Source organism: Variovorax sp. CF079 (assembly GCF_900101545.1).
Taxonomy (GTDB): Bacteria; Pseudomonadota; Gammaproteobacteria; order Burkholderiales; family Burkholderiaceae_C; genus Variovorax.
This window is the reverse complement of sequence record NZ_FMZU01000004.1, coordinates 88,350-107,197: the sequence shown is the minus strand read 5'-3', so window position 1 is coordinate 107,197 and position 18,848 is coordinate 88,350. Positions and strand designations below refer to the sequence as shown.

19 protein-coding genes are annotated in these 18,848 nt (G+C 69.3%); 3 read left to right on the top strand and 16 right to left on the bottom strand.

Annotated features, from left to right (window positions below):
• Positions 1-16: 16 nt before the first annotated feature.
• The 16 genes from BLS74_RS06460 to BLS74_RS06385 all read right to left on the bottom strand — a co-directional run bounded on the left by BLS74_RS06460 (position 17) and on the right by BLS74_RS06385 (position 17,123).
• Positions 17-883, bottom strand: a complete 867-nt coding sequence (locus tag BLS74_RS06460) for an isocitrate lyase/PEP mutase family protein (protein WP_093103870.1) — start codon at positions 881-883, stop codon at positions 17-19.
• Entirely contained in the window at positions 873-2,288 is a 1,416-nt protein-coding gene (locus BLS74_RS06455; RefSeq protein ID WP_093103868.1) for an FAD-dependent oxidoreductase, read from the bottom strand. Before BLS74_RS06455 ends, BLS74_RS06460 begins: the two co-directional genes overlap by 11 nt.
• Entirely contained in the window at positions 2,285-2,899 is a 615-nt protein-coding gene (locus tag BLS74_RS06450; RefSeq protein ID WP_093103867.1) for a cysteine hydrolase family protein, read from the bottom strand. The genes BLS74_RS06455 and BLS74_RS06450 overlap by 4 nt, the downstream gene beginning before the upstream one ends.
• Positions 2,889-4,964 (bottom strand): hydantoinase/oxoprolinase family protein, encoded by a 2,076-nt coding sequence (locus BLS74_RS06445; protein ID WP_093103865.1) that lies wholly within the window; start codon positions 4,962-4,964, stop codon positions 2,889-2,891. Before BLS74_RS06445 ends, BLS74_RS06450 begins: the two co-directional genes overlap by 11 nt.
• Complete coding sequence (locus tag BLS74_RS06440) at positions 4,961-6,646, bottom strand: hydantoinase B/oxoprolinase family protein (RefSeq protein ID WP_093103864.1); 1,686 nt, start codon at positions 6,644-6,646, stop codon at positions 4,961-4,963. The genes BLS74_RS06445 and BLS74_RS06440 overlap by 4 nt, the downstream gene beginning before the upstream one ends.
• A 2-nt stretch (positions 6,647-6,648) precedes the next feature.
• Positions 6,649-7,617 carry a tripartite tricarboxylate transporter substrate binding protein gene (locus tag BLS74_RS06435; protein ID WP_093103863.1) on the bottom strand — a complete coding sequence of 323 codons (969 nt, stop codon included), beginning with the start codon at positions 7,615-7,617 and terminating at the stop codon, positions 6,649-6,651.
• Entirely contained in the window at positions 7,614-8,987 is a 1,374-nt protein-coding gene (locus BLS74_RS06430) for an MmgE/PrpD family protein (RefSeq protein WP_093103862.1), read from the bottom strand. Before BLS74_RS06430 ends, BLS74_RS06435 begins: the two co-directional genes overlap by 4 nt.
• A complete protein-coding gene (locus tag BLS74_RS06425) occupies positions 8,977-9,474 on the bottom strand; it encodes a LeuD/DmdB family oxidoreductase small subunit (protein ID WP_093103861.1) in 498 nt (165 codons plus the stop codon). Before BLS74_RS06425 ends, BLS74_RS06430 begins: the two co-directional genes overlap by 11 nt.
• Complete coding sequence (locus tag BLS74_RS06420; protein ID WP_093103859.1) at positions 9,471-10,748, bottom strand: 3-isopropylmalate dehydratase large subunit; 1,278 nt, start codon at positions 10,746-10,748, stop codon at positions 9,471-9,473. Before BLS74_RS06420 ends, BLS74_RS06425 begins: the two co-directional genes overlap by 4 nt.
• The gene (locus BLS74_RS06415; protein ID WP_093103857.1) at positions 10,745-11,701 is read right to left on the bottom strand and encodes a tripartite tricarboxylate transporter substrate binding protein; all 957 of its coding nucleotides are present in this window, start codon (positions 11,699-11,701) and stop codon (positions 10,745-10,747) included. Before BLS74_RS06415 ends, BLS74_RS06420 begins: the two co-directional genes overlap by 4 nt.
• Before the next feature lie 25 nt (positions 11,702-11,726).
• Positions 11,727-12,437: an ABC transporter ATP-binding protein gene (locus BLS74_RS06410; protein ID WP_093103855.1), complete on the bottom strand. Its 711-nt coding sequence runs from the start codon at positions 12,435-12,437 to the stop codon at positions 11,727-11,729.
• Positions 12,434-13,189, bottom strand: a complete 756-nt coding sequence (locus BLS74_RS06405) for an ABC transporter ATP-binding protein (RefSeq protein ID WP_093103854.1) — start codon at positions 13,187-13,189, stop codon at positions 12,434-12,436. Before BLS74_RS06405 ends, BLS74_RS06410 begins: the two co-directional genes overlap by 4 nt.
• Positions 13,182-14,162 (bottom strand): branched-chain amino acid ABC transporter permease, encoded by a 981-nt coding sequence (locus tag BLS74_RS06400; RefSeq protein WP_093103852.1) that lies wholly within the window; start codon positions 14,160-14,162, stop codon positions 13,182-13,184. Before BLS74_RS06400 ends, BLS74_RS06405 begins: the two co-directional genes overlap by 8 nt.
• Entirely contained in the window at positions 14,159-15,031 is an 873-nt protein-coding gene (locus tag BLS74_RS06395; protein WP_093103850.1) for a branched-chain amino acid ABC transporter permease, read from the bottom strand. Before BLS74_RS06395 ends, BLS74_RS06400 begins: the two co-directional genes overlap by 4 nt.
• A 91-nt stretch (positions 15,032-15,122) precedes the next feature.
• Entirely contained in the window at positions 15,123-16,325 is a 1,203-nt protein-coding gene (locus BLS74_RS06390) for an ABC transporter substrate-binding protein (protein ID WP_093103849.1), read from the bottom strand.
• Positions 16,326-16,340: 15 nt separating this feature from the next.
• The gene (locus tag BLS74_RS06385) at positions 16,341-17,123 is read right to left on the bottom strand and encodes a GntR family transcriptional regulator (protein ID WP_093104163.1); all 783 of its coding nucleotides are present in this window, start codon (positions 17,121-17,123) and stop codon (positions 16,341-16,343) included.
• Positions 17,124-17,249: 126 nt separating this feature from the next.
• Between BLS74_RS06385 and BLS74_RS06380 the strand changes: the two genes are divergently transcribed.
• From BLS74_RS06380 to BLS74_RS06370, 3 genes are all read left to right on the top strand, one after another.
• Entirely contained in the window at positions 17,250-18,002 is a 753-nt protein-coding gene (locus BLS74_RS06380) for a tetratricopeptide repeat protein (protein WP_093103848.1), read from the top strand.
• 221 nt (positions 18,003-18,223) lie between these two features.
• Positions 18,224-18,484, top strand: coding sequence for an AbrB/MazE/SpoVT family DNA-binding domain-containing protein (locus BLS74_RS06375; protein ID WP_093103846.1), 261 nt, complete (start codon positions 18,224-18,226; stop codon positions 18,482-18,484).
• Complete coding sequence (locus BLS74_RS06370) at positions 18,484-18,837, top strand: type II toxin-antitoxin system PemK/MazF family toxin (protein ID WP_093103845.1); 354 nt, start codon at positions 18,484-18,486, stop codon at positions 18,835-18,837. The genes BLS74_RS06375 and BLS74_RS06370 overlap by 1 nt, the downstream gene beginning before the upstream one ends.
• The last annotated feature ends 11 nt before the right edge of the window (positions 18,838-18,848 follow it).

Here is an 18,848-nt window from a genome sequence, read left to right as displayed (position 1 = left end):
CGGTGTGAATGCGCGCCTATTCGTAGCGCTTGCCCAGCGCCATCAGCTCCGGCGTGCCGATCACTTCGTTGAGGCCGTCGAAGTCCAGCATGCGGTCGCGCCATGGCTCGGTCGTGCGGTGCTGCGCGAGGCTCGCGTAGTAGCCCTGCAGCGTGTGGACCACCGCGCGCGCCGTGCCGCCGGGAAAGATCGCGATGCGAAAGCCGTGGGCCTGCAGCGCATCGGCATCCTGAATCGGCGTCTTGCCGCCTTCGACCATATTGGCCAGGAGCGGCACGCGGTGGGCGAAGCGCTTGCAGGCGGCCTCCATCTGCGCGGGCGAACGCAAGGCCTCGATGAAGAGCGCATCGACGCCGCATTCCAGGTACGCCTCGGCGCGGTCGAGCGCCGCGTCCAGCCCCTCGACGGCGACGGCGTCGGTGCGCGCGAGGATCAGCGTCTCGGCCGAGGCACGCGCATCCAGCGCAGCCTTGAGCTTGCCCGTCATTTCGCGCGCAGGCACGACCGTCTTTCCGTCCAGGTGACCGCAGCGCTTGGGAAAGCCCTGGTCCTCGATCTGCACCATGGCCGCGCCGGCGCGCTCGAAGCCGCGCACCGTGCGCTGCGTGTTGAGCGCATTGCCGAAGCCGGTGTCGGCATCGATGATCACCGGCAGGTTCACGCGCTCGCAGATGCGCGCCAGTGTGTCGGCCACCTCGGTGAAGGTGGTGAGGCCGACGTCCGAACGGCCCAGCCGCGTGTAGGCGATCGAAGCGCCCGAGAGGTAGAGCGCCTCGAAGCCGGCCTGCTCGGCCACCAGCGCGCTCACGGCGTCGTAGACGCCGGGTGCGAGCACGATCTCGCTGGACGCGAGCCGTTCCTTGAATGAAGTGTCATTCGCCATGTTGGTTCCTTCCTGCCTTGACAAGCGCCGCCGCCGTGCGCGCCGCGATGGCGCCGCCGGCCACGGCACTCAGGAGGCCGTTGCCCGAGAGATAGCCCCACACCGCATCGCCCGAAACGCCGCCGGCTGCGCCGCCCGCCGCGATCAGGTTGGGCAACGCCGTGCCGTCCTCGCGCAGCACGCGCATGTCCGGCCCGATGTCGAGGCCGCCCTGAGTGTGGAACAGCGCGCCCGACACCTTGACCGCGAAGTACGGCGCGGCCAGTCCGCGCTTGAACACGCGGCCGTCGGGTTGCGGACCGATGGCGAGCAAGGCATCGAGCGTGGCTTGCAAGGTGGGCACGTCGCAGCCGATGCACGCGGCGAGCTGCGCCACCGTGTCGCAGCGGCGCAGCGCGCCGGCCGCCTCGGCCTCGCAGAAATCCGGGAACTCGTGCGCCAGCGCGAGCAGCGGCGCATCGAACACATTCCAGGCGACGCCGCCCGGCTGCGCGAGCACCTTCACCGCGGCCTCGGAATAGCCCTGGGTCTCGTCATGGAAGCGCCGCCCTTCGCGGTTGATCTGCACGCCGCCTTCCATCATCACGGCCCAGGACATCAGCGCGCCCTGCGGCGTGACCCAGGAGCCGTGTCCCTGGTAACCGCCGAGGTCGCGCAGCCGCGCGCCCAGTGCCCGGCCCCAGAGGATGGCGCTGCCATCGTTGCCGGTGTGGCCGCCGAAAGCGGCATCCGCCATCTCGGGCAGCAGCGCGCGCACCATCTCCGCGTTGCCGCCGAAGCCGTTGCAGGCCAGCAGCAGCGCATCGCAGCCGAGCAATTCTTCGCGGCCGTCGGGCCGGCGGTAGCCGATTCCGATCGCACGGTCCTCTTCATCGAAGCACAGCGTTTCGACCAGTGCCTGGGTAAGCACCGGGATGCCTGCCGTCCCTACCGCCGCCTGCAGCGCGGCCATGAGCGCAGCGCCGGTCTTCTGCGGCAGCGCATGCATGCGATGGGCGCTGTGGCCCGGATAGAGAAAGCCGTCGAGCAGGATCCAACCGAGCCCGTGCCGCGCCTGCAATGCGTCGAGCGCGGGACCGATGGCTTCGGCATAAGCCCGCACCAGCGCGGGCGCGGCGCGGCCGTGGGCCTTGGCCTGGATGTCGGCGGCGAAGCGTTCGGCGCTGTCATCGTGCACGCCCTGCGCGCGCTGCACGCGGGTGCTCGGCGCGGGGATGAAGCCCGAAGAGAGCGCGGTCGATCCACTGGGCGTCGCATCGCGTTCGAGCAGCACGCAGTCGATGCCCGCGTCGTGCAGCATCAGCGCCGCGGTGAGGCCGCAGGCGCCGGCGCCGACGATGGCGACGCCGGTGTGCGCCTCCGCATCGATGGCCGATGCGCGACGGATGTTTCGCTGCAACGTCATGCCAGCGACTGGATGAAGGCCGCGCAGTCGGTGACTTCGGCCACGTTGCGCATGTCGGCCAGCGAGGTCTGGTGCCGCTCCTCGCCGAAGGCCGCGCAGCCGTCGGCCAGCACCAGCGTGCGGTAGTCGCGCATGTGGGCGTCGCGCACCGTGCTGGCGACGCCGCCGTTGGTCACGATGCCGCAGACGGCCACGGTATCGATGCCGGCGCGGCGCAGCACCCAGTCGAGCTGGGTGTTGAAGAAGGCCGAGTAGGCGACCTTGCTGACCGTCACGTCGATGAGTCCTGCCAGTTCGTCGACGTTCGCCTGCCCCCAGCTGCCCGGCGCGAAGTCGCCCTTCGTCAGGTAGGGCCGCAGCGCCTTCAGGTGCGGCGACACCATGGGCTCGCCGGCCGCATCGGGCCACAGCGTGAACTGGCTCGCGACCACCATACCGCCGGCGCTCTTGAGCGCACGCGCCACGCCGGCCACACGCGCCGGCAGCAGCAAGGCAGGTGGGTTGGTGTCGCCGCCGCGCGCATAGGCACCCTTCGGGTCGAGGAAGTCGTTCTGCAGGTCGATGATGACCAGCGCGGTCTTCGCAGCCGCAATGCGTGTATCAGCGTCCATGTGAACTCACCAGCAGGTTGCCAAAGGCATCGACCTCAGCCTGAAAGCCGGGCTCGAGCCACACGGTGGTGTCGACCTGCTCCAGGATCGCAGGCCCTTCGACGCGCGCGCCCACCGGCAGGTCGAGGCGCGCGAAGCGCTGCGCCTCGTGCCAGCGCCCTTGGTGGAACACGAGCTGCGTGCCCAGCGGGGCGATGCTGCCCTCGCCTTCCGGCGCCAGCACGGCCAGGTCGAACTTGGGCCGCACGCCGATGCGCGCGTAGCGCAGGTTCATCACGCGGATGCCGATGCCGTCGAGCACGCGGCCGAAGGTGGCCTCGTAGCTCGCTTCGAAAGCGGCGCGGATCGTCTCTCGCGTGAGCGTCGCGCCGCTGCCCGGCGGCAACGGCACCGGCAGCGTATGGGTCTGGCCCGCATAGAGCATGTCGAGCGCGACGATCTCGCGCACCTCGTCGAAGCGCACGCCAGCGGAATCGAGGCGCCGCTGGCAGGTCTCGGCCAGCTGCGCGATGCGCTGCCGCATGGCATCGACGTCGAGATCGGCCAGCGGCCGATTGAGCGTCTGCACCGCGTCGTGCCGCATGTCGGCGATCACGCAGCCCAGCGCCGAAGTGACGCCGGGATAGCGCGGCACGATGCCGGTGGCCACGCCGACCTCGCGCATCATCGCGCACACGTGCAGGGCGCCGCCGCCGCCGAAGGGCATGTAGGCGAAGCGGCGCGGGTCGTGGCCGCGCTCGATCGACACCAGCCGGATCGCGCCGGCCATGCGCGCGTTGGCGACCGTAAGGATGGCCTCGGCCGCCGCATGGACGTCGAGCCCCAGCGGCTTCGCCACGTGCGCCTCGATGGCCTGATAGGACTTCTCCGCGTCGAGCGCCGCCAGCAGGCCGCCGCCGAGCGGCCGGTCGGCCGCAATGCGGCCCAGCAGCACGTTGGCATCGGTCACCGTCGGGCGCATGTTGCCGCGGCCGTAGCAGGCCGGGCCGGGAACGCTGCCGGCCGACTCGGGCCCGACCTGCAGCATGCCGCTCGCATCCACCGAGGCGATCGAGCCGCCGCCGGCGCCGATGGTCTCGATCTGGATCATCGGCGAGCGGATCACCATGCCAAACTCGATCGCGGTCTGCGCCGCCAGCGCCGCCTCGCCGTTCGCCACCAGCGAGACGTCGAAGGAGGTGCCGCCCATGTCGCCGGTGATCGCGTTGGGGAAGCCCGCCGCGCGCGCGATCTCGGCGCAGGCGATCACGCCGGCCGCCGGGCCCGAGAGCGCAGTGCGCACCGGCAGCTCGCTCGCGGTGGCGCGCGACATCACGCCGCCGTTGCTCTGCACCACCAGCAGCTCGCCGGCGAAGCCCTGGCCGCGCAGATCGGATTCGAGCCGTTCGAGGTAGCTGCCGACCACCGGCTGCAGCGCGGCATTGAGCGTGGCGGTGGAGCAGCGCTCGAACTCGCGGATCTCGGGCAGCACCTCGCTGGCCGAGGTCACGTGCGCGTTGGGCCAGATCTCGCGCACCGCGGCGACGGCGAGACGCTCGTTCTCCGGGTTCGCATAGGTGTTGATGAAGAACACGCACACGGCCTCGCAGCCCTCGGCCAACAGCGCGCGCGCTTCAACGCGCACTTGGTCGAGGTCGACCGGCGTGTGCAGCGTGCCGTCGGCCAGCACGCGCTCGTCGACCTCGCGTCGCAGGTTGCGCGGCACCACCGGCGTGAAGCTGCCGCGCAGGCCCCAGGTCTGCGGCCGGTCGCGGCGGCGCATTTCCAGCACGTCGCGGAAGCCGCGCGTGGTGAGGATGCCGGTTTTCGCCACCTTGCGTTCGAGCAGCGCGTTGGTGCCGACCGTGGTGCCGTGCACGATGGTGGCGATGGCCGCGGCCGAATCGGTCACGCGCGCCACGCCGTTCATGAAGCCGCGCGCTTCCTCGCCGCGGGTGGAAGGCACCTTGACGATGCGCGCCGTGCCGGCCGACTCGTCGAGCACGAAGAGGTCGGTGAAGGTGCCGCCGACGTCGACGCCGACGACCAGCGAGCCGCCTTCAGCGGATTTGATTGCTGCTGTCATTGCTGATCCTTCTTCTTCGCGGGCTCGACGCTCACGTAGCCCATCGCCCTGTCCTGCGCGCGCTGATCTGGCCGGCGTTCCGCCGCATCGCCCCAGCCGCCGCCGCCGGGCGTTTCGAGCCGCACGCGTTCGCCGCGCGCGAGCCGGATGCCGCGCATCTTCGACACCATCGGCGGCACGTGCCAGGCGCCTTCGTTCTCGTAGCGAAAGACATTGAGCGCACCCGCGCCGCCGCCCGCGATGCCCTTGGGCGGCGAGCTGCCGCGCTCGCCGAAGACGAAGACCTCGGCATCCTTCTCGAGCAGCTCGATCTCGTAGACCGCGCCGAGGCCGCCGCGGAACTGCCCGTCGCCGCCCGAGTCGGCGCGCAGCGACCATTCGGTGAAGCGCACCGGGTAGGCGGCCTCGAGGATCTCCAGCGGCGGGATGGTGGCGGTGGAGATCGGCGCGTTGCCGTGCGAGAGGCCGTCGCCGCCCGAGTGCCCGCCATGCCCGCCGCCGAAGAAGCTGAACATCACCCAGCGCTGCCCCTCGCGCCCCGCGTCGCTGCGGTGGCCCGCGATCGACAGCGCATTGATGGTGCCGTAGGCCTGCGCGACGGCGCGCGCCGGATCGGCCTGCGCCGCGGCGCTGAAGATCACGTCGATCATGCGCAGGATGGTCTCGGTGTAGCCGCCCATCGGACGTGGCCGCTCGGCGCTGATCACCAGCCGGTCGGGGATCTCGAAGTCCACCGCGTCGAGCACACCGGCATTGGCCGGCACATCGGGGAACAGGTGCTTGAGCGCGACGTAGCAGGCCGCGACCGCCGTGGCGCGCGAGATGTTGACCGGCCCCGCGCACTGTGGCGAGCTGCGCGAGAAGTCGAGCAGGAGCCGCTCGCCGGCCACCGTCATGTCGAGCGCGATGGTGAGCGGCTCGCTGGTGATGCCGTCGTTGTCGAGCAGGTCCTCGAAGCTGTAGCGGCCGTCGGGCAGCGAGGCGATGTGCGCGCGCATCAGCTTGAGCGCGCGGCTGCGCAGCTCGCCCATGGCCTGCAGCACCAGCGCATCGCCGTACTCGTCGAGCAGTCCGTGCAGCCGCTTCGTACCGAGCTCCAGCGCGGCCAGCTGGCCGTTCAAGTCGCCCCACAGGCTTTCGGGCAGGCGCGTGTTGGCGCGCAGGATCGCCAGCACGTCGGCGTCGAGCTCGCCGCCGCGCACGATGCGCACCGGTGGGATCTGCACCGCCTCCTGCCAGCACTCGGTGGCCGCCGGGTTGTAGTTGCCGGGCACCGCGCCGCCGACGTCGTGCCAGTGCGCGGCCGAGGCCATGTAGCAATAGAGCTTGCCGCTGCGGAAGAAGGGCCGCACCAGCTTGAAGTCGTTGGCGTGCGTGCCGCCGTCGTAGGCGTCATTGCTGATCCAGATGTCGCCGTCGACCATACCGCCGCGCGGCGCCGCCGCGGCCGCGGTCATGCGCACCGCGAAGGCCATGGCGCCGACGAACACCGGCAGCCCCGACTTGCCCTGCACCAGCGTGTCGCCGCTCACCGCGTCGTAGAGGCCGTGGCAGGCGTCGTGGGCCTCCGCGATGATCGGGTTGAAGGCGCTGCGGTAGAGCGTCGCGTCCATCTCGTCGGCCACCTGTTCGAGGCGGCCGCGCAGCACGGCGAGGGTAACGGGGTCGAGTGCGTCGTTCATGGTCAATCCACTTTCGCTCCGCTGGTCTTCACGACCTTGCCCCACTTATCGATTTCGCGCTTCACATGCGCCGCAAACTGGACCTGCGTGGAGCCCACCGGCTCGGCGCCCAGCGCGGCCAGCTTCTCGCGCACCTCGGGCAGCTTCAGGATGCGCTGCACCTCGGCCGAGAGCTTGTCCACCACCGGCTTCGGCGTGCCCTTGGGTGCGAACAGGCCCGACCACGCGTCAGCGTAGAAGCCCGGGTAGCTCTCGGCGATGGTCGGCAGCTCGGGCAGTGCCGGCGCGCGGTGCAGGCTGGTCAGCGCAATGGCGCGCAGCTTGCCGGCCTTCACGTGCGGCAGCGCCGAAGGCAGGCCATCGACCATCATCTGCACCTGACCGGCCAGCAGGTCGGAGACCGCGGGCGCACTGCCCTTGTAGGGCACATGCGTGATCTCGATGCCGGCGGCGGACTTGAGCATCTCCATGCCCAGGTGCGCGGCCGTGCCGTTGCCGAGCGATGCGTAGTTGAGCTTGCCGGGCTCGCGCCTGGCGAGCGCCACCAGCTCGGCCAGGTTGTTGACCGGCACCGAGGGGTGCACCACCAGCACGTTGGGCACCACCGCGACCTGGCTGATGGCGACGAAGTCGGCCACCGGGTCGTAGGGCATCTTGCTGTAGAGCGAGGTGTTGATCGCGTGCGATCCGGTCACGCCCATCACCAGCGTGTAGCCGTCGGGCGCGGACTTGGCGACGAAGTCGGAGCCGACATTGCCGCCGGCGCCCGCGCGGTTGTCCACCACCACCGGCTGGTTCCACTTCTCGCTCATCTTGGTGGCGACCAGGCGCGCCGCGGCGTCGGTGGCGCCGCCAGCCGGGAAGGGCACGACGATGCGGATCGACTTGTTCGGGAAGTCGTCGGCCTGGGCCGCGGCGAGAAGCGGCAGGCTAAGGAGGAGCGTGGTCGCGAGATGGCGCAGGCGTTTCATGGTCGTGTGGACGTGGTGTGAAGAGGAACGAGTTGCTGCCAGAGCAGGCGCAGGTCGATGTCCTGCTGCGCGTCGAGCGCGGTGTTGCAGAAGAGCGCGGCCCGCTCGCCGGCGAGGCTGCGCGCGGCGTAGCGCCTGAACTTGGAGACGAGCGCCGCGCAGTCGAGCGGATGGGCGGCATCGCCCGCAATGGTGTGCACGGCTTCCTGCAAGCGGCCGGAGGAATGCTCCACCACCAGCGTGGCGCCGCGCTGCTTGCGCGCCGTCAGCTCCGCATCGGGCTTGAGCACCACCAGCGCTTCGAGCCGCTGCAGCTCGGCGTCGTCGAAGCGCGCTTCAGCGTAGACCGAGGGGTCGATGTCGCCGAAGCACAGCATCGCCGCGATGCCGAAGCTGAGGCTGAACTGCGCCTGGATCGGCGTGCGCGGCGCGCGGTTGCCGCAGTAGACGATGGCTTCTTCGTAGACCTTGAGCGCGATGCCCTGAATGCCCCGGGTATCGCCGGCCAGTCGTTCGCGAAGCTGCCGCGCAGCAACCGCGCCGTAGTGAACGTGGCGCACCGCCGCGAAGGGCTTGAGATACGCATCCAGCAACAGCGTGATCTCCGCATCGGGCAGCGCCTGCTGCGCGGCGGCCGCATGCGCGTTGGCATAGTGGGCCAGCGCATCGGCCGGCGCGTCGATGCCCGCCGCGCTCGCGAAGGCCGCTTGCAGGCCGAGCGAGGCGCTGTGCCCGAGGTAGGTGTTGCGCGCCGTGCGGCCCTGGGTCACGGGCAGGTAGAGGCTGGTCGCGAGCTGGCAGGCGGCGATGTCGATCGCCTGCACGATGCCCGCCGCGGGCAATCCGATGAGCCGCGCCACGCCGGCGGCGACGCCGAGCGCCGGCCAGTTGGCATCGACATGCATGCCCGGGCGAATGCGCAGCCAGGCGCCGCAGCGCGCGCCGACCTCGTAGCCGAGCACGAAGGCATCGACAAAGGCGTCGAGCGTCGTATCTCGCTGCAGCGCCAGTGGCAGCAGCGCCGCCACCAGCGGCACGCCGGGCCGGCCGTGCGCGAGCGCGTGGCCTTCGCAGGCTTCGTCCCAGGTGGCGGCCATGGCCAGCACCTGGGCCGCGGCGTGCACGCTCATCGAGGGACCGTCGGGCAGCGCGAAGCCGCCGGGTTCGCAATCGGCCACCGCCGCTTCGAGCTGCCGCACCTCTCTTGCATGGCGGCCTGCGATCGCGCAGCCGACGGTGTCGACGAGCAGGCGCCGCGCCTGCTGCGCGGCTTCGGGGTCTGCCGAGCGCGCCGCGTGTCGCGCCACGGTGGCATGCAGCACCGCGAGATGCGCGTCCCAGCGGCGCAGGTCGCCTTCTTCAGCGCGCATGCGCGTCCCCGGTGGCGAGACGCAGGCGCAGCTGCTTCAACAAGCCGCCCGCGCGCGCCATGTCCATGAGGAAAGCCGGCACCGGCTCGCAGGCCAGCGTGCGGCCCTCGGCGGTGCGCACAGCCGGCGTCTCTACATCGAGCTCTACCCTCTCGCCTTCCTGCAGCGATTCGGCTTCCGCGCAAGTGAGCAGCAGCAGCCCCACGTTGAAGGCGTTGCGGAAGTAAAGCCCGCTGTACGAGGGTGCGATCACCGCCGCCACGCCCAGCTGCACCAGCACCGCCGCGGCCTGCTCGCGCGAAGAGCCGATGCCGAAGTTCGGGCCGGCCACGATCACGTCGCCGCGCCGCACCTCACGCGCGAACTCGGGGCGCACGGCTTCGAGGCAATGCTGCGCGATGGTCTCAATGCCGTGCTTCATCGCATGGCCGGGGGCCAGCGCGTCGGTGTCGATATCAGCGCCCAGGCGCCACACGCGGTGAGTCATTGCAGGATCTCCCGCGGGTCCGTGACGCACCCGCGCAGCGCCGAAGCGGCCACGGTATAGGGCGAACCGAGGTACACCTGCGCCGTCGCCGAACCCATGCGCCCCTTGAAGTTGCGCGCGGTGGTCGAGATCACGGTGATGTCGTCGCCCATCGGATCGCCATAGCCGGAGCACGCGCCGCAGGCGGTCGGGAAGAGTTCGGCGCCGGCGTCCATCAGCACCTGCAGCACGCCCTCTTCGCGCGCCTGCTCCTGGTCCTGCAGGCTGGCCGGCGCGACGATCAGGCGCACCCCGGCCGCCACCTTGTGACCGCGCAGCACCTGCGCGGCGGCGCGCAGGTCGTCGAGCTTGGCGCCGGTGCAGGCGCCGATGTAGGCCACGTCGACCGGCATGCCGGCATCGCGGCTCACGCCGTGGGCATTGGCCGGGCTGTGCGGCGCCGCGACCTGCGGCTCCAGCGCGGCGGCGTCGAAGCGGTGCTGCTCGAACGTGGCACCTTCATCAGTGAACCACGGCGCGATGTCCACCGGCGGCGCGCCGGCCTCGGCGAGGTAGGCGGCGGTGGTCGCGTCCGGCGCGATCAGCCCGGCCTGCGCGCCGAGCTCGGCGCTCATGTTCGACAGCGTCATGCGTTCCTGCATCGACAGCGCGGTCACGGCCGGACCGCAGAACTCGACCGCCTGGTAGCGCCCGCCGTTCATGCCGAAGCGGCCGATCATGGAGAGCATCATGTCCTTGGCCGTCACGCCGGCAGGCAGCGCGCCATCCCACCACATGCGGATGGTCTCGGGCACGCGCAGCCAGATCTCACCGGTGACCACCACGCCGAGCATCTCGGTGCTGCCGACGCCGAACATGTAGGCACCGAACGCGCCGCCGGTGGGCGAATGCGAATCGCCGCCCACGCACAGCATGCCGGGGCGGATGTGCCCGTGCTGCGGCACCACCACGTGGCAGATGCCCTGGCTGTCGTAGACATGCGGCAGCTTCTGGTCGCGCGCCCAGTCGCGCGCGATGCGCACGATGCGGCGCGAGTCCTCGTCGCGCTCGGGCACGTAATGGTCCATCACCAGCACGATGCGCGACTTGTCCCAGACCTGTGCGCCCAGTTCCTCGAGCATCGGCTGCAGCCGGCGCGGGCCCGATGAGTCGTGGAACATCGCGAGATCGACCGCGCAGGTCACGACCTCGCCCACCGCCACCTGCGCGCGCCCGCAGGCGCGGGCAATGAGCTTCTGCGCCAGCGTCTGCGGCGCGCGTGCAGCGGCGCTCATTCCGGCCTCGCTCCGGAGAACTTGACCACCTTGGCCCAGCGCGTGATCTCGCTCTGCACGAAAGCCGAGAACTGCTCGGGCGCGTTGCCGACCGGGATCGCGCCCTCGGTCTCCAGGCGCTTGCGCATCTCCGGTTGCGCAATCGCCTGGCGCGCCGCATCGCTGGTGCGGCGCGCGACGTCGGCTGGCATGTTGCCCGGCCCGAAGAGCCCGAACCAGGCGCTCGACTCGTAGCCCGGCAGCACCTCGGCGATCGCAGGCACCTCGGGAAAGGCGGGCAGGCGCTTCGCGCTCGTCACGCCCAGCGCCTTCAGCTTGCCGGCCTTGATATGCGCCTGCACGTTGCCGACCGCCGCGAACATCAGCTGCACCTGGCCCGCGAGCACGTCCTGCACGGCCGGCGCGGTGCCGCGGTAGGGGATGTTCACGATGAAGGCGCCCGACTGCATCTTGAAGGCGTCGCCCGCCATGTGCAGCGAGGAGCCAATGCCGCCGATCGCGAAGTTGAGCTGCCCCGGCTTGCTCTTGGCCAGCGCGATCAGTTCGCGCACGTTGTTGGCCGGCACCGATGGATGCGCGACCAGGATGGAAGGCGCGGTCGCGACGCAGGTCAGCGCCGTGAAGTCCTTCACCGGATCGAAGGGCAGCGACGGGTAGAGCGTGGCATTGATCGCATGGCTGGTGAAGCTCATCAGGAGCGTGCTGCCGTCCGGCGCCGCCTTGGCCACCGCGTCCGCCGCGATGTTGCCGCCGGCACCCGGCCGGTTCTCGACGATCACCGTGCGGCCGAGCACCGGCCCCATGCTGGCCGCCAGCGTGCGCGCCAGCGTGTCGGTGGAGCCGCCGGCCGGCGCGCCGACCAGGATGCGCACCGGCGCGCCGCCGATCTGGGCGCGCACGCCGCCGGCGAATGCCGCCGCCATGGGTGCAATGAGGATGTCACGACGTTTCATGTTGTCTCCTTCTGGCGCGGCCGGATCAAAGGCCCAGGTAAGCGCGCCGCAAGTCGTCACTTGCCAGCAAGTCCTTCGGCAAGCCCGAGAAGCGCACGCTGCCGTTCTCCAGCACGTACGCACGATCCGCGATCTCCAGCGACTGGCCCACGTTCTGCTCGACCAGCAGCACCGCAAGGCCGTCGTCGCGCAGTTGGCGAACGAGCGAGAACATCTCCTCCACCAGCAGCGGCGACAGGCCCAGCGAGGGCTCGTCGAGGATCAGCAGCACCGGCTCGGCCATGAGGCCGCGGCCGATCGCGAGCATCTGCTGCTCGCCGCCGCTCATCGTGCCGGCGTGCTGGCGCAGGCGCTCCTTCAGGCGCGGGAAGATCGCGAACACGCGCTCCAGGTTGAGCGCGCGGCGTTCGCGGGCGCGCGTGAAGGAACCGAGCTCGAGGTTCTCCAGCACGCTGAGGTTGGGGAACACCTTGCGGCCCTCGGGCACCTGGATCAGCCCGGCGCGCACCACCTCGCGGTAGTGGGCGCCGCTCAGGTCCTGCCCGTCGAAGCGCACCGTGCCGGCCCAGGCCGGGCAGAGGCCGCAGACCACCTTGTTGAGCGTGGACTTGCCGGCGCCGTTGCTGCCCAAGAGCGCGACCATCTCGCCGGCATTTACCTGCAGGTCGACCCCGCGCAGCACTTCGACGCGACCGTAGCCGCCGCGCAACTCCTTGATGTCGAGCAGGACCGTCATGCCGCCGCTCCCGCGGCGCGCAGCCGCGCCGCCGTGCCGTGGCCCAGGTAGGCCTCGACCACCTTGTCGTTCGACGTGACCTCGGCCGGGCTGCCCTCGGCGATCAGGCGGCCCTGCGCCAGAACCCAGACATGCTCGGCCAGGTGCATCACGGCCTGCATCACGTGCTCGATCATCAGCACCGTCACGCCGCTCGCGGCAATGCCACGCACCACCGGCATCATCTCGGCGATCTCCTGCGGATTGAGGCCGGCCAGCACCTCGTCGAGCAGCAGCAGGCGCGGCTGCGTGGCGAGCGCGCGTGCCAGCTCCAGCCGCTTGCGGCCGGCCACGGTGAGGTCGGAGGCCAGTTTGTCGATCTGTCGCGCAAGGCCCACTTGCTGCGCCACCGCCTCCGCGCGCGCCAGCGCGATGCCGCGGCTGCGCTCGTGCAGGTGCGCGCCGACCGCGATGTTCTCGCGCACCGTCTGGGCCGCGAAAGGCTTGACGATCTGGAAGGTGCGCGTCATTCCCAGGAGCGCATTGCGATGCGGCTCGCGGCCCGTGATGTCCTGACCCGCGAAGCGCACCGTGCCGCTGTCGGGCTTGAGGAAGCCCGACATCAGCGCGAACAGCGTGGTCTTGCCGGCGCCGTTGGGGCCGATCAGCGCGCACAGGCGCCCTTCCTCCACCGCGAGGCTCACGTCCTGCACCGCCGCGAGGCCGCCGAAGGAACGCGAGATGCCGGCGAGGGTCAGCAGCGCTTCAGCCACGGCGGCCTCCCTTCCCGGCCCAGAGCTGCCGTGCCGACAGGCCGATGCCCGCGATGCCGCGCGGCACGAAGATCACGATCAGCACCAGCACCACGCCGTAGATCACCATGTTGATGCCCGGGAGCTCGCCGAACAGGTTGCGCGTGAAGTCCGACAGCACGTGCAGCACGAGCGCGCCCAGCACCGGCCCCCACAGCGTGCCCATGCCGCCGACGATGGCCGCGACCAGCGCCTCGACCGAGGTCGCGGGGCCGTAGGCGATGCCGGGGTCGATGTACTGGAACACCTGCACGTAGAACGCGCCGGCCGCGCCCATGAAGGCGCCCGAGATGCCGATGGCCGCGAGCTTGACGTTGAAGGGGTTCACGCCCACTGCGCGCGCCGCATCCTCGTTGTCGCGCACCGCCTGCAGGCAGGCGCCGAAGCGGCTGTTGCGCAGCCACCAGGTGACGATGAGCGCGGCCGTGACGAAGCCCAGCACCAGCCACAGGTAGCCGCTGCGCGAGGCGAACTGCAGGTTGGCGGCGGACTCGCGCAGCGGCACCATCAAGCCCACGCCGCCGCCGGTGAAAGGCACCGACAGCGCGAGGATGCGGAACGCCTCCGCGAAAGCCAGCGTGACCAGCGCGAAGTAGGAACCCTTGAGTCCGTAGCGGAAGCTCAGCGCGCCGACGAAGAGCCCCACCAGCGCCGCGCCCGCCACCGCGAGCGGCAGCGCGACCCAGGCGTTGATGCCGCCCTGCAGCTGCGCGATGGCCTGGATGTAGGCGCCGGTGCCGAAGAAGAGCGCATGGCCGAAGGAGAACTGCCCGCCAAAGCCGCCGAGGATGTTCCAGGCCTGCGCAATGAGCGTGGCATAGAGCGCCATCATCACGAAGTTGAGCGTGGTGCCGGACGCCGTGACCAGCGGCACGCAGGCCACGAGCACCGCGAACAGCGCAATGAGGGCGAGTTGCCGGTTGCCTGCGCTCATGCCCTCGCTCCGAACATGCCTTCGGGCCGGAACAGCACGACGCCGATGAAGATCGCGAAGATGCCGATCTGCCCCAGCGACTCGCCGAGGTAGAGCCCGCCCAGCGACTCCACCACCCCGACCAGGAAGCCGCCGAGGAGCGCGCCGACGAAGCTGCCCATGCCGCCGAGCACGACGATGGTGAAGGCCACCAGCACGAAGCCGCTGCCCACCTGCGGGTTGACGTAGTAGGCCGGCAGCAGGAAGCACGCGGCCGCGCCCAGGCAGGCCAGGCCGATGCCGAAGCTCATCGCGTAGACATGGTCGACGTCGATGCCCATGAGCTTGGCGCCTTCCTTTTCCTTGGCCACCGCGCGGATCGCGCGGCCCAGGTCGGTACGGCCCATGATCCAGAACAGCAGTGCCGACACCACCAGCGCGCCCGCGAAGGCCACCAACTTGGGCACCGCGATCATCGCGGGCCCGATGGCCACCGTGCTGAGCGAATAGGCGGTGTCGATGTTGCGCGTGTCGGACTTGAAGAAGATCAGCGCGAGGTTCTCCATCACGATCGCGATGCCCAGCGTGGCGAGCAGGATGTTCTCGTCCTTGCCGTGGCCCGCGCGGTTGATCACGATGCGCTGCAGCGCGTAGCCGAGCGCGAACATGCCCGGCACGATGATCGGCAGCGCCAGGTAGGGGTCGACGCCCCAGCGCTCCTTGAGGAAGTACACCGCGTACAGCGCCAGCATCAGGCAGGCACCGTGCGCGAAGTTGATGATGTGCAGCACGCCGTAGATCAGCGTGAGGCCGAGCGCGATCAGCGCATAGACCGCGCCGGTGGTGAGGCCGTTGAGGACGGAGGGAAAGAGAATGCCGAAGTCGAGCATGGTCAGGCGTCTCGAAGATGCACGCCGATGGACAGGCCCGCAGCCCCCACCCTAGCCCTCCCCCGGGAGGGGAGGGAACGAGAGATGGTGCTCATGCCTTGAGCGGGAACACGGGATCCACCTCGCGGTAGTCGCGCGGAATGATCACCTTGATGTCGTTCTTCACCACCTGCGTCATCAGCGGCTGCGCGCCCTCGTTCTGGCCGTTCGTGAATTTCGTCGGGCCATACGGCATGATGTGATTCGAGAAGGTGCTCTTCTCCAGCGCATCGATGATGGCAGCGCGCTCGGCCGACCTGGCACGCTCCAGCGCATCGGCCAACAGCCACATCGCGGTATAGGTCATGAACACCTCGTAGCTGAAGAACTGGCCCTTGGCCTCGACCCGCTTCTTCAGTTCCTGCGAGCGCTTGTCCTTCGGGTTGAACCAGTGGTTGCAGTCGATGATGCCGTTGGCCGCGTCCGGAAACTCCTTCACGAACTTGTAGCTCGATGCCGCGCCGCCCAGCACCGAGAAGATCGCCTTGGGACTGACCTTCTGCTGCTGCATGGTGCGCACCAGGAGCGCGTACTCGTTGTAGTAGTTGGCCGGGATCACGATGTCCGGGTTGACCGACTTCATGCGCAGCACGATGTTGTTGAAGTCGCGCGTCGGATTCGCGTGCTTCACCACTTCCTTCACGTCGAAGCCATAGCCCGGCAGCTCGCGCGACAGCAGCGCCGCCGTGCCGGCGCCGAACAGCGACTCCTCGTGGATGATCATCACCGTCTTGGCCGGATTGCCCGCGGCCTTGTTGAGCACCAGCAGATTGGCCATCGCGACCTCGGTCGACTTCTTGTAGCCGGGGCCGAAGCGAAAGGTGTTCTTCAGGCCGCGCTCGACGATCTGGTCGGCCACGCCCACATCCACCACGTGCGGCAGGTTGTACTTGGCCGCGGCCTGCGTGGTCGCGAGGCAGATGGCCGAGGCATAGGCGCCGACGATGGCCGAGACGCCGGCCTCGTTCATCTTCTCGACCTCCGCCGTGCCGGCCTGCGGCTGCGACTGCGCATCGCCGAGCAGGGCCTCGATCTGCGCGCCGCCGAGCGACTTGATGCCGCCGGCCTTGTTGATGTCCTCGATCGCGAGCTGTGCGCCCAGGCGGCATTGCTGGCCCGAATAGGCGAGCGCGCCGGTCACCGGATGCAGCACGCCGACCTTGACGGGCTTCGGCTGCGCGCCGGCCACGAGCGGGAATGCGATGGCGGAAGCCACGGCGGCGGATTGCGACATGAAGCGGCGACGATTCGACATGGGGCTTTTCCTCTTTCAGTTGAACTGGGCTGACACATCCTTGCTGACCCACACCTTGGCGTCGATGCTGCCCACGCGGGACAACTGCATCTCGTAGGTGTAGCGGTCGGGCCGGTAGAAGCCGTGCAGCCACTGCACCGGCCGATCGGCGTCGTCGTAGACGAGGCGGCGCACGGCCAGCAGCGCCGAGCCGACGGAGACTTCGAGGTGTTCGGCCAGCACGTTGTCCGCAAGCCGCGCAGAGATCGTCTGGTGCGCGCGCCCGACCTTGACGCCCGCCTCTTCCAGCAGCACGAGGATGGGCTTCTTGGCGAGTTCGCGCCGCCCGAAGCGCCGCGCCACCTCGGCCGGCACGTAGGTGGTGATGTGCGAGAGCGGCCCCTCGCGCGTCGAGCGCACGCGCACCGCCTTCTGCACCGCATCGCCGAGCTGGATCTGCAGCGCCTCGGCCACCTGCGTCGAAGCCGACACCATGGCGACATCGACCACCTTGACCGAGGTGCGCAGGCCCATGGTGACCAGGTTCTCCAGCAGGCCATGCAGATTGGCGCGCTGGCTGCCCTCGTTCTCGCGCGGCTCGGCGGCCGACACGGGCGGCACCGGCCGCGTCCGGCGCCCGGGGTTGCGCGAGATCAGCCCTTCGGTGGACAGCCGCTCCAGCGCGCGCCGCACGGTGACGCGCGCCACGCCGAACTGCGCCATCAGCGCCAGCTCGCCCGGCACGCCTTCGGCGAAACGCCCTTCATCCAACTGCTCGCGCAGCACCAGGTAGATCTGGTGGTATTTCGGCAAGGGCATCTGCGACATGCCCTGAATGTTTGTGGAGTTCTAATGTTCTGTCAATGAGACATTTGAAGTCGGCGTGGGCCCTCTGTCCTGGGGACGCGTGTTCAGCTAAGCTCGCCCGCAGAGGAGGAGGGAAACGTGAGGACATTCCTGCTGGCGCTGGCGATGACCGTCGCCTTCCTCGCTTCCGGCTGCGCGACCGGCCCGGGTGCCAAGGCAACGGCGCCCATCGCGAAGGAGACACAGGCACAGGACTTGGCCGACTTCCAGAAGGCGAGCCTTCTGGTCTTCAAGCAAGCCAAGCCTGCGGAAGGTCTGCAAGTGATCGATGCATTGATCGGTCGCTTCGAGGCCCGATACCGCGACAGCAAGCAGCGCATCTACAGCGCGCGCACCTTGCCCGAAAGCCTCTACTACATGACCCAGGCGGCGAGCGATCGGAAGGATGCGATCGACGTCGGCCCGACCTGGGGCCATGCCCAATACCTCAAGGGCTATGCGCTGATCGAACTGAAGCGAGTTCCCGAAGGACGCCGCGCGATCGAGCGCGCGATCGAGCTCTCGCCTGCCAATGCGCAATTCCGCTCGGAGCTCGGCCACACCTACCAGGTCGACAAGAACTGGCCGAAGGCGCTCGAGATCTTCACCGAGGCCGAGCGCCTCATCGAGTTTTCCAAGGACGACGAAAGGGTTCGCCACCAAACCCGCGCACTGCGCGGCCAGGGCTTCGCCCTCATCGAGATGGGCCGTCTCGACGAAGCCGAGAGCCGCTATCGCCGCTGCCTCGAACTCGATGCCGGCGACAGGCGGGCGCAGACGGAGTTGCGCCTCATCGACAGTCTTCGCGCGCGCGGTCGTACGACGCTTCCCGGACGCCCCACGCCGCTTTGAAGGCGTGCCGGCCTCGATCGAAGCGGGCAAGCCTTTCGCGCTCGACACGCGCTGGAGCATCGAGCCACAAGTGCAAATTGCCTACCAGCGCAGCCGCTTCGGTGCGCTGGTAGGGAGGCGGCGTGGGACATTTCAAGTCGGCGCAACGACAATGTATATACACGTTGAAACAACGGCTCAGTCTCTCTATACTGACTCCTCGCGCAACGAAAGGAACAGGGATGACAACAACAGTCAAGGTCGCCCAAACGATCCAGGAATGGGGCAACGGACTGGGTGTTCGTATCACAGCGCCCATCGCGAAGGCCGCGCATTTCGCTCGCGGCCTTCCCATCACGGTTGAAGTGGTCGAGGACGGCGTGCTCTTGCGACCGGCAGGCCGCCCGCGACTGACCTTGGCCCAGAAGCTCAAGGCCTTCGATCCGCAGAAGCACGGCGGCGAAGCGATGGCCAGCCGGCCTGTGGGCCGCGAAATTCTCTGATGGCTGGCAATTGGGCGCCCGAGCGGCGCGATGTCATCTGGATCAACCATGACCCGAAAGCAGGCAAGGAGATGCCGGGCGCGCATCCGCTTCTGGTTCTTTCGGTCAAAGCCTTCAACGAGCGAACGGGCATCGTCATCGGGCTGCCGATGACGCATTCGGAGATGAATGAGGACAACCCGTTCGCCGTGAAGTTTCAGGGCCCGAAGAACGAGGCCTGCTACGTTCTCTGTCACCAGCCGAAGTCTTTCGACTGGCGCGCCCGCGGCGCTCGACAGCATCCGTGGAAGCAGGCGCCTCCAGCCGTCTTCAGATCGGCGTGCGAAGAGTTAGCTTCGATCCTGGAAATCTGAAGACTCGGCGA

What these genes read in the sequence shown, in the direction of transcription:
- BLS74_RS06435 (WP_093103863.1), bottom strand. Translation starts at nt 7,617, where the DNA reads ATGAAACGCCTGCGCCATCTCGCGACCACGCTCCTCCTTAGCCTGCCG.
- BLS74_RS06425 (WP_093103861.1), bottom strand. Translation starts at nt 9,474, where the DNA reads ATGACTCACCGCGTGTGGCGCCTGGGCGCTGATATCGACACCGACGCG.
- BLS74_RS06395 (WP_093103850.1), bottom strand. Translation starts at nt 15,031, where the DNA reads ATGCTCGACTTCGGCATTCTCTTTCCCTCCGTCCTCAACGGCCTCACC.
- BLS74_RS06440 (WP_093103864.1), bottom strand. Translation starts at nt 6,646, where the DNA reads ATGAACGACGCACTCGACCCCGTTACCCTCGCCGTGCTGCGCGGCCGC.
- BLS74_RS06450 (WP_093103867.1), bottom strand. Translation starts at nt 2,899, where the DNA reads ATGGACGCTGATACACGCATTGCGGCTGCGAAGACCGCGCTGGTCATC.
- BLS74_RS06455 (WP_093103868.1), bottom strand. Translation starts at nt 2,288, where the DNA reads ATGACGTTGCAGCGAAACATCCGTCGCGCATCGGCCATCGATGCGGAG.
- BLS74_RS06390 (WP_093103849.1), bottom strand. Translation starts at nt 16,325, where the DNA reads ATGTCGAATCGTCGCCGCTTCATGTCGCAATCCGCCGCCGTGGCTTCC.
- BLS74_RS06370 (WP_093103845.1), top strand. Translation starts at nt 18,484, where the DNA reads ATGGCTGGCAATTGGGCGCCCGAGCGGCGCGATGTCATCTGGATCAAC.
- BLS74_RS06375 (WP_093103846.1), top strand. Translation starts at nt 18,224, where the DNA reads ATGACAACAACAGTCAAGGTCGCCCAAACGATCCAGGAATGGGGCAAC.
- BLS74_RS06410 (WP_093103855.1), bottom strand. Translation starts at nt 12,437, where the DNA reads ATGACGGTCCTGCTCGACATCAAGGAGTTGCGCGGCGGCTACGGTCGC.
- BLS74_RS06445 (WP_093103865.1), bottom strand. Translation starts at nt 4,964, where the DNA reads ATGACAGCAGCAATCAAATCCGCTGAAGGCGGCTCGCTGGTCGTCGGC.
- BLS74_RS06430 (WP_093103862.1), bottom strand. Translation starts at nt 8,987, where the DNA reads ATGCGCGCTGAAGAAGGCGACCTGCGCCGCTGGGACGCGCATCTCGCG.
- BLS74_RS06415 (WP_093103857.1), bottom strand. Translation starts at nt 11,701, where the DNA reads ATGAAACGTCGTGACATCCTCATTGCACCCATGGCGGCGGCATTCGCC.
- BLS74_RS06385 (WP_093104163.1), bottom strand. Translation starts at nt 17,123, where the DNA reads ATGCCCTTGCCGAAATACCACCAGATCTACCTGGTGCTGCGCGAGCAG.
- BLS74_RS06420 (WP_093103859.1), bottom strand. Translation starts at nt 10,748, where the DNA reads ATGAGCGCCGCTGCACGCGCGCCGCAGACGCTGGCGCAGAAGCTCATT.
- BLS74_RS06400 (WP_093103852.1), bottom strand. Translation starts at nt 14,162, where the DNA reads ATGAGCGCAGGCAACCGGCAACTCGCCCTCATTGCGCTGTTCGCGGTG.
- BLS74_RS06460 (WP_093103870.1), bottom strand. Translation starts at nt 883, where the DNA reads ATGGCGAATGACACTTCATTCAAGGAACGGCTCGCGTCCAGCGAGATC.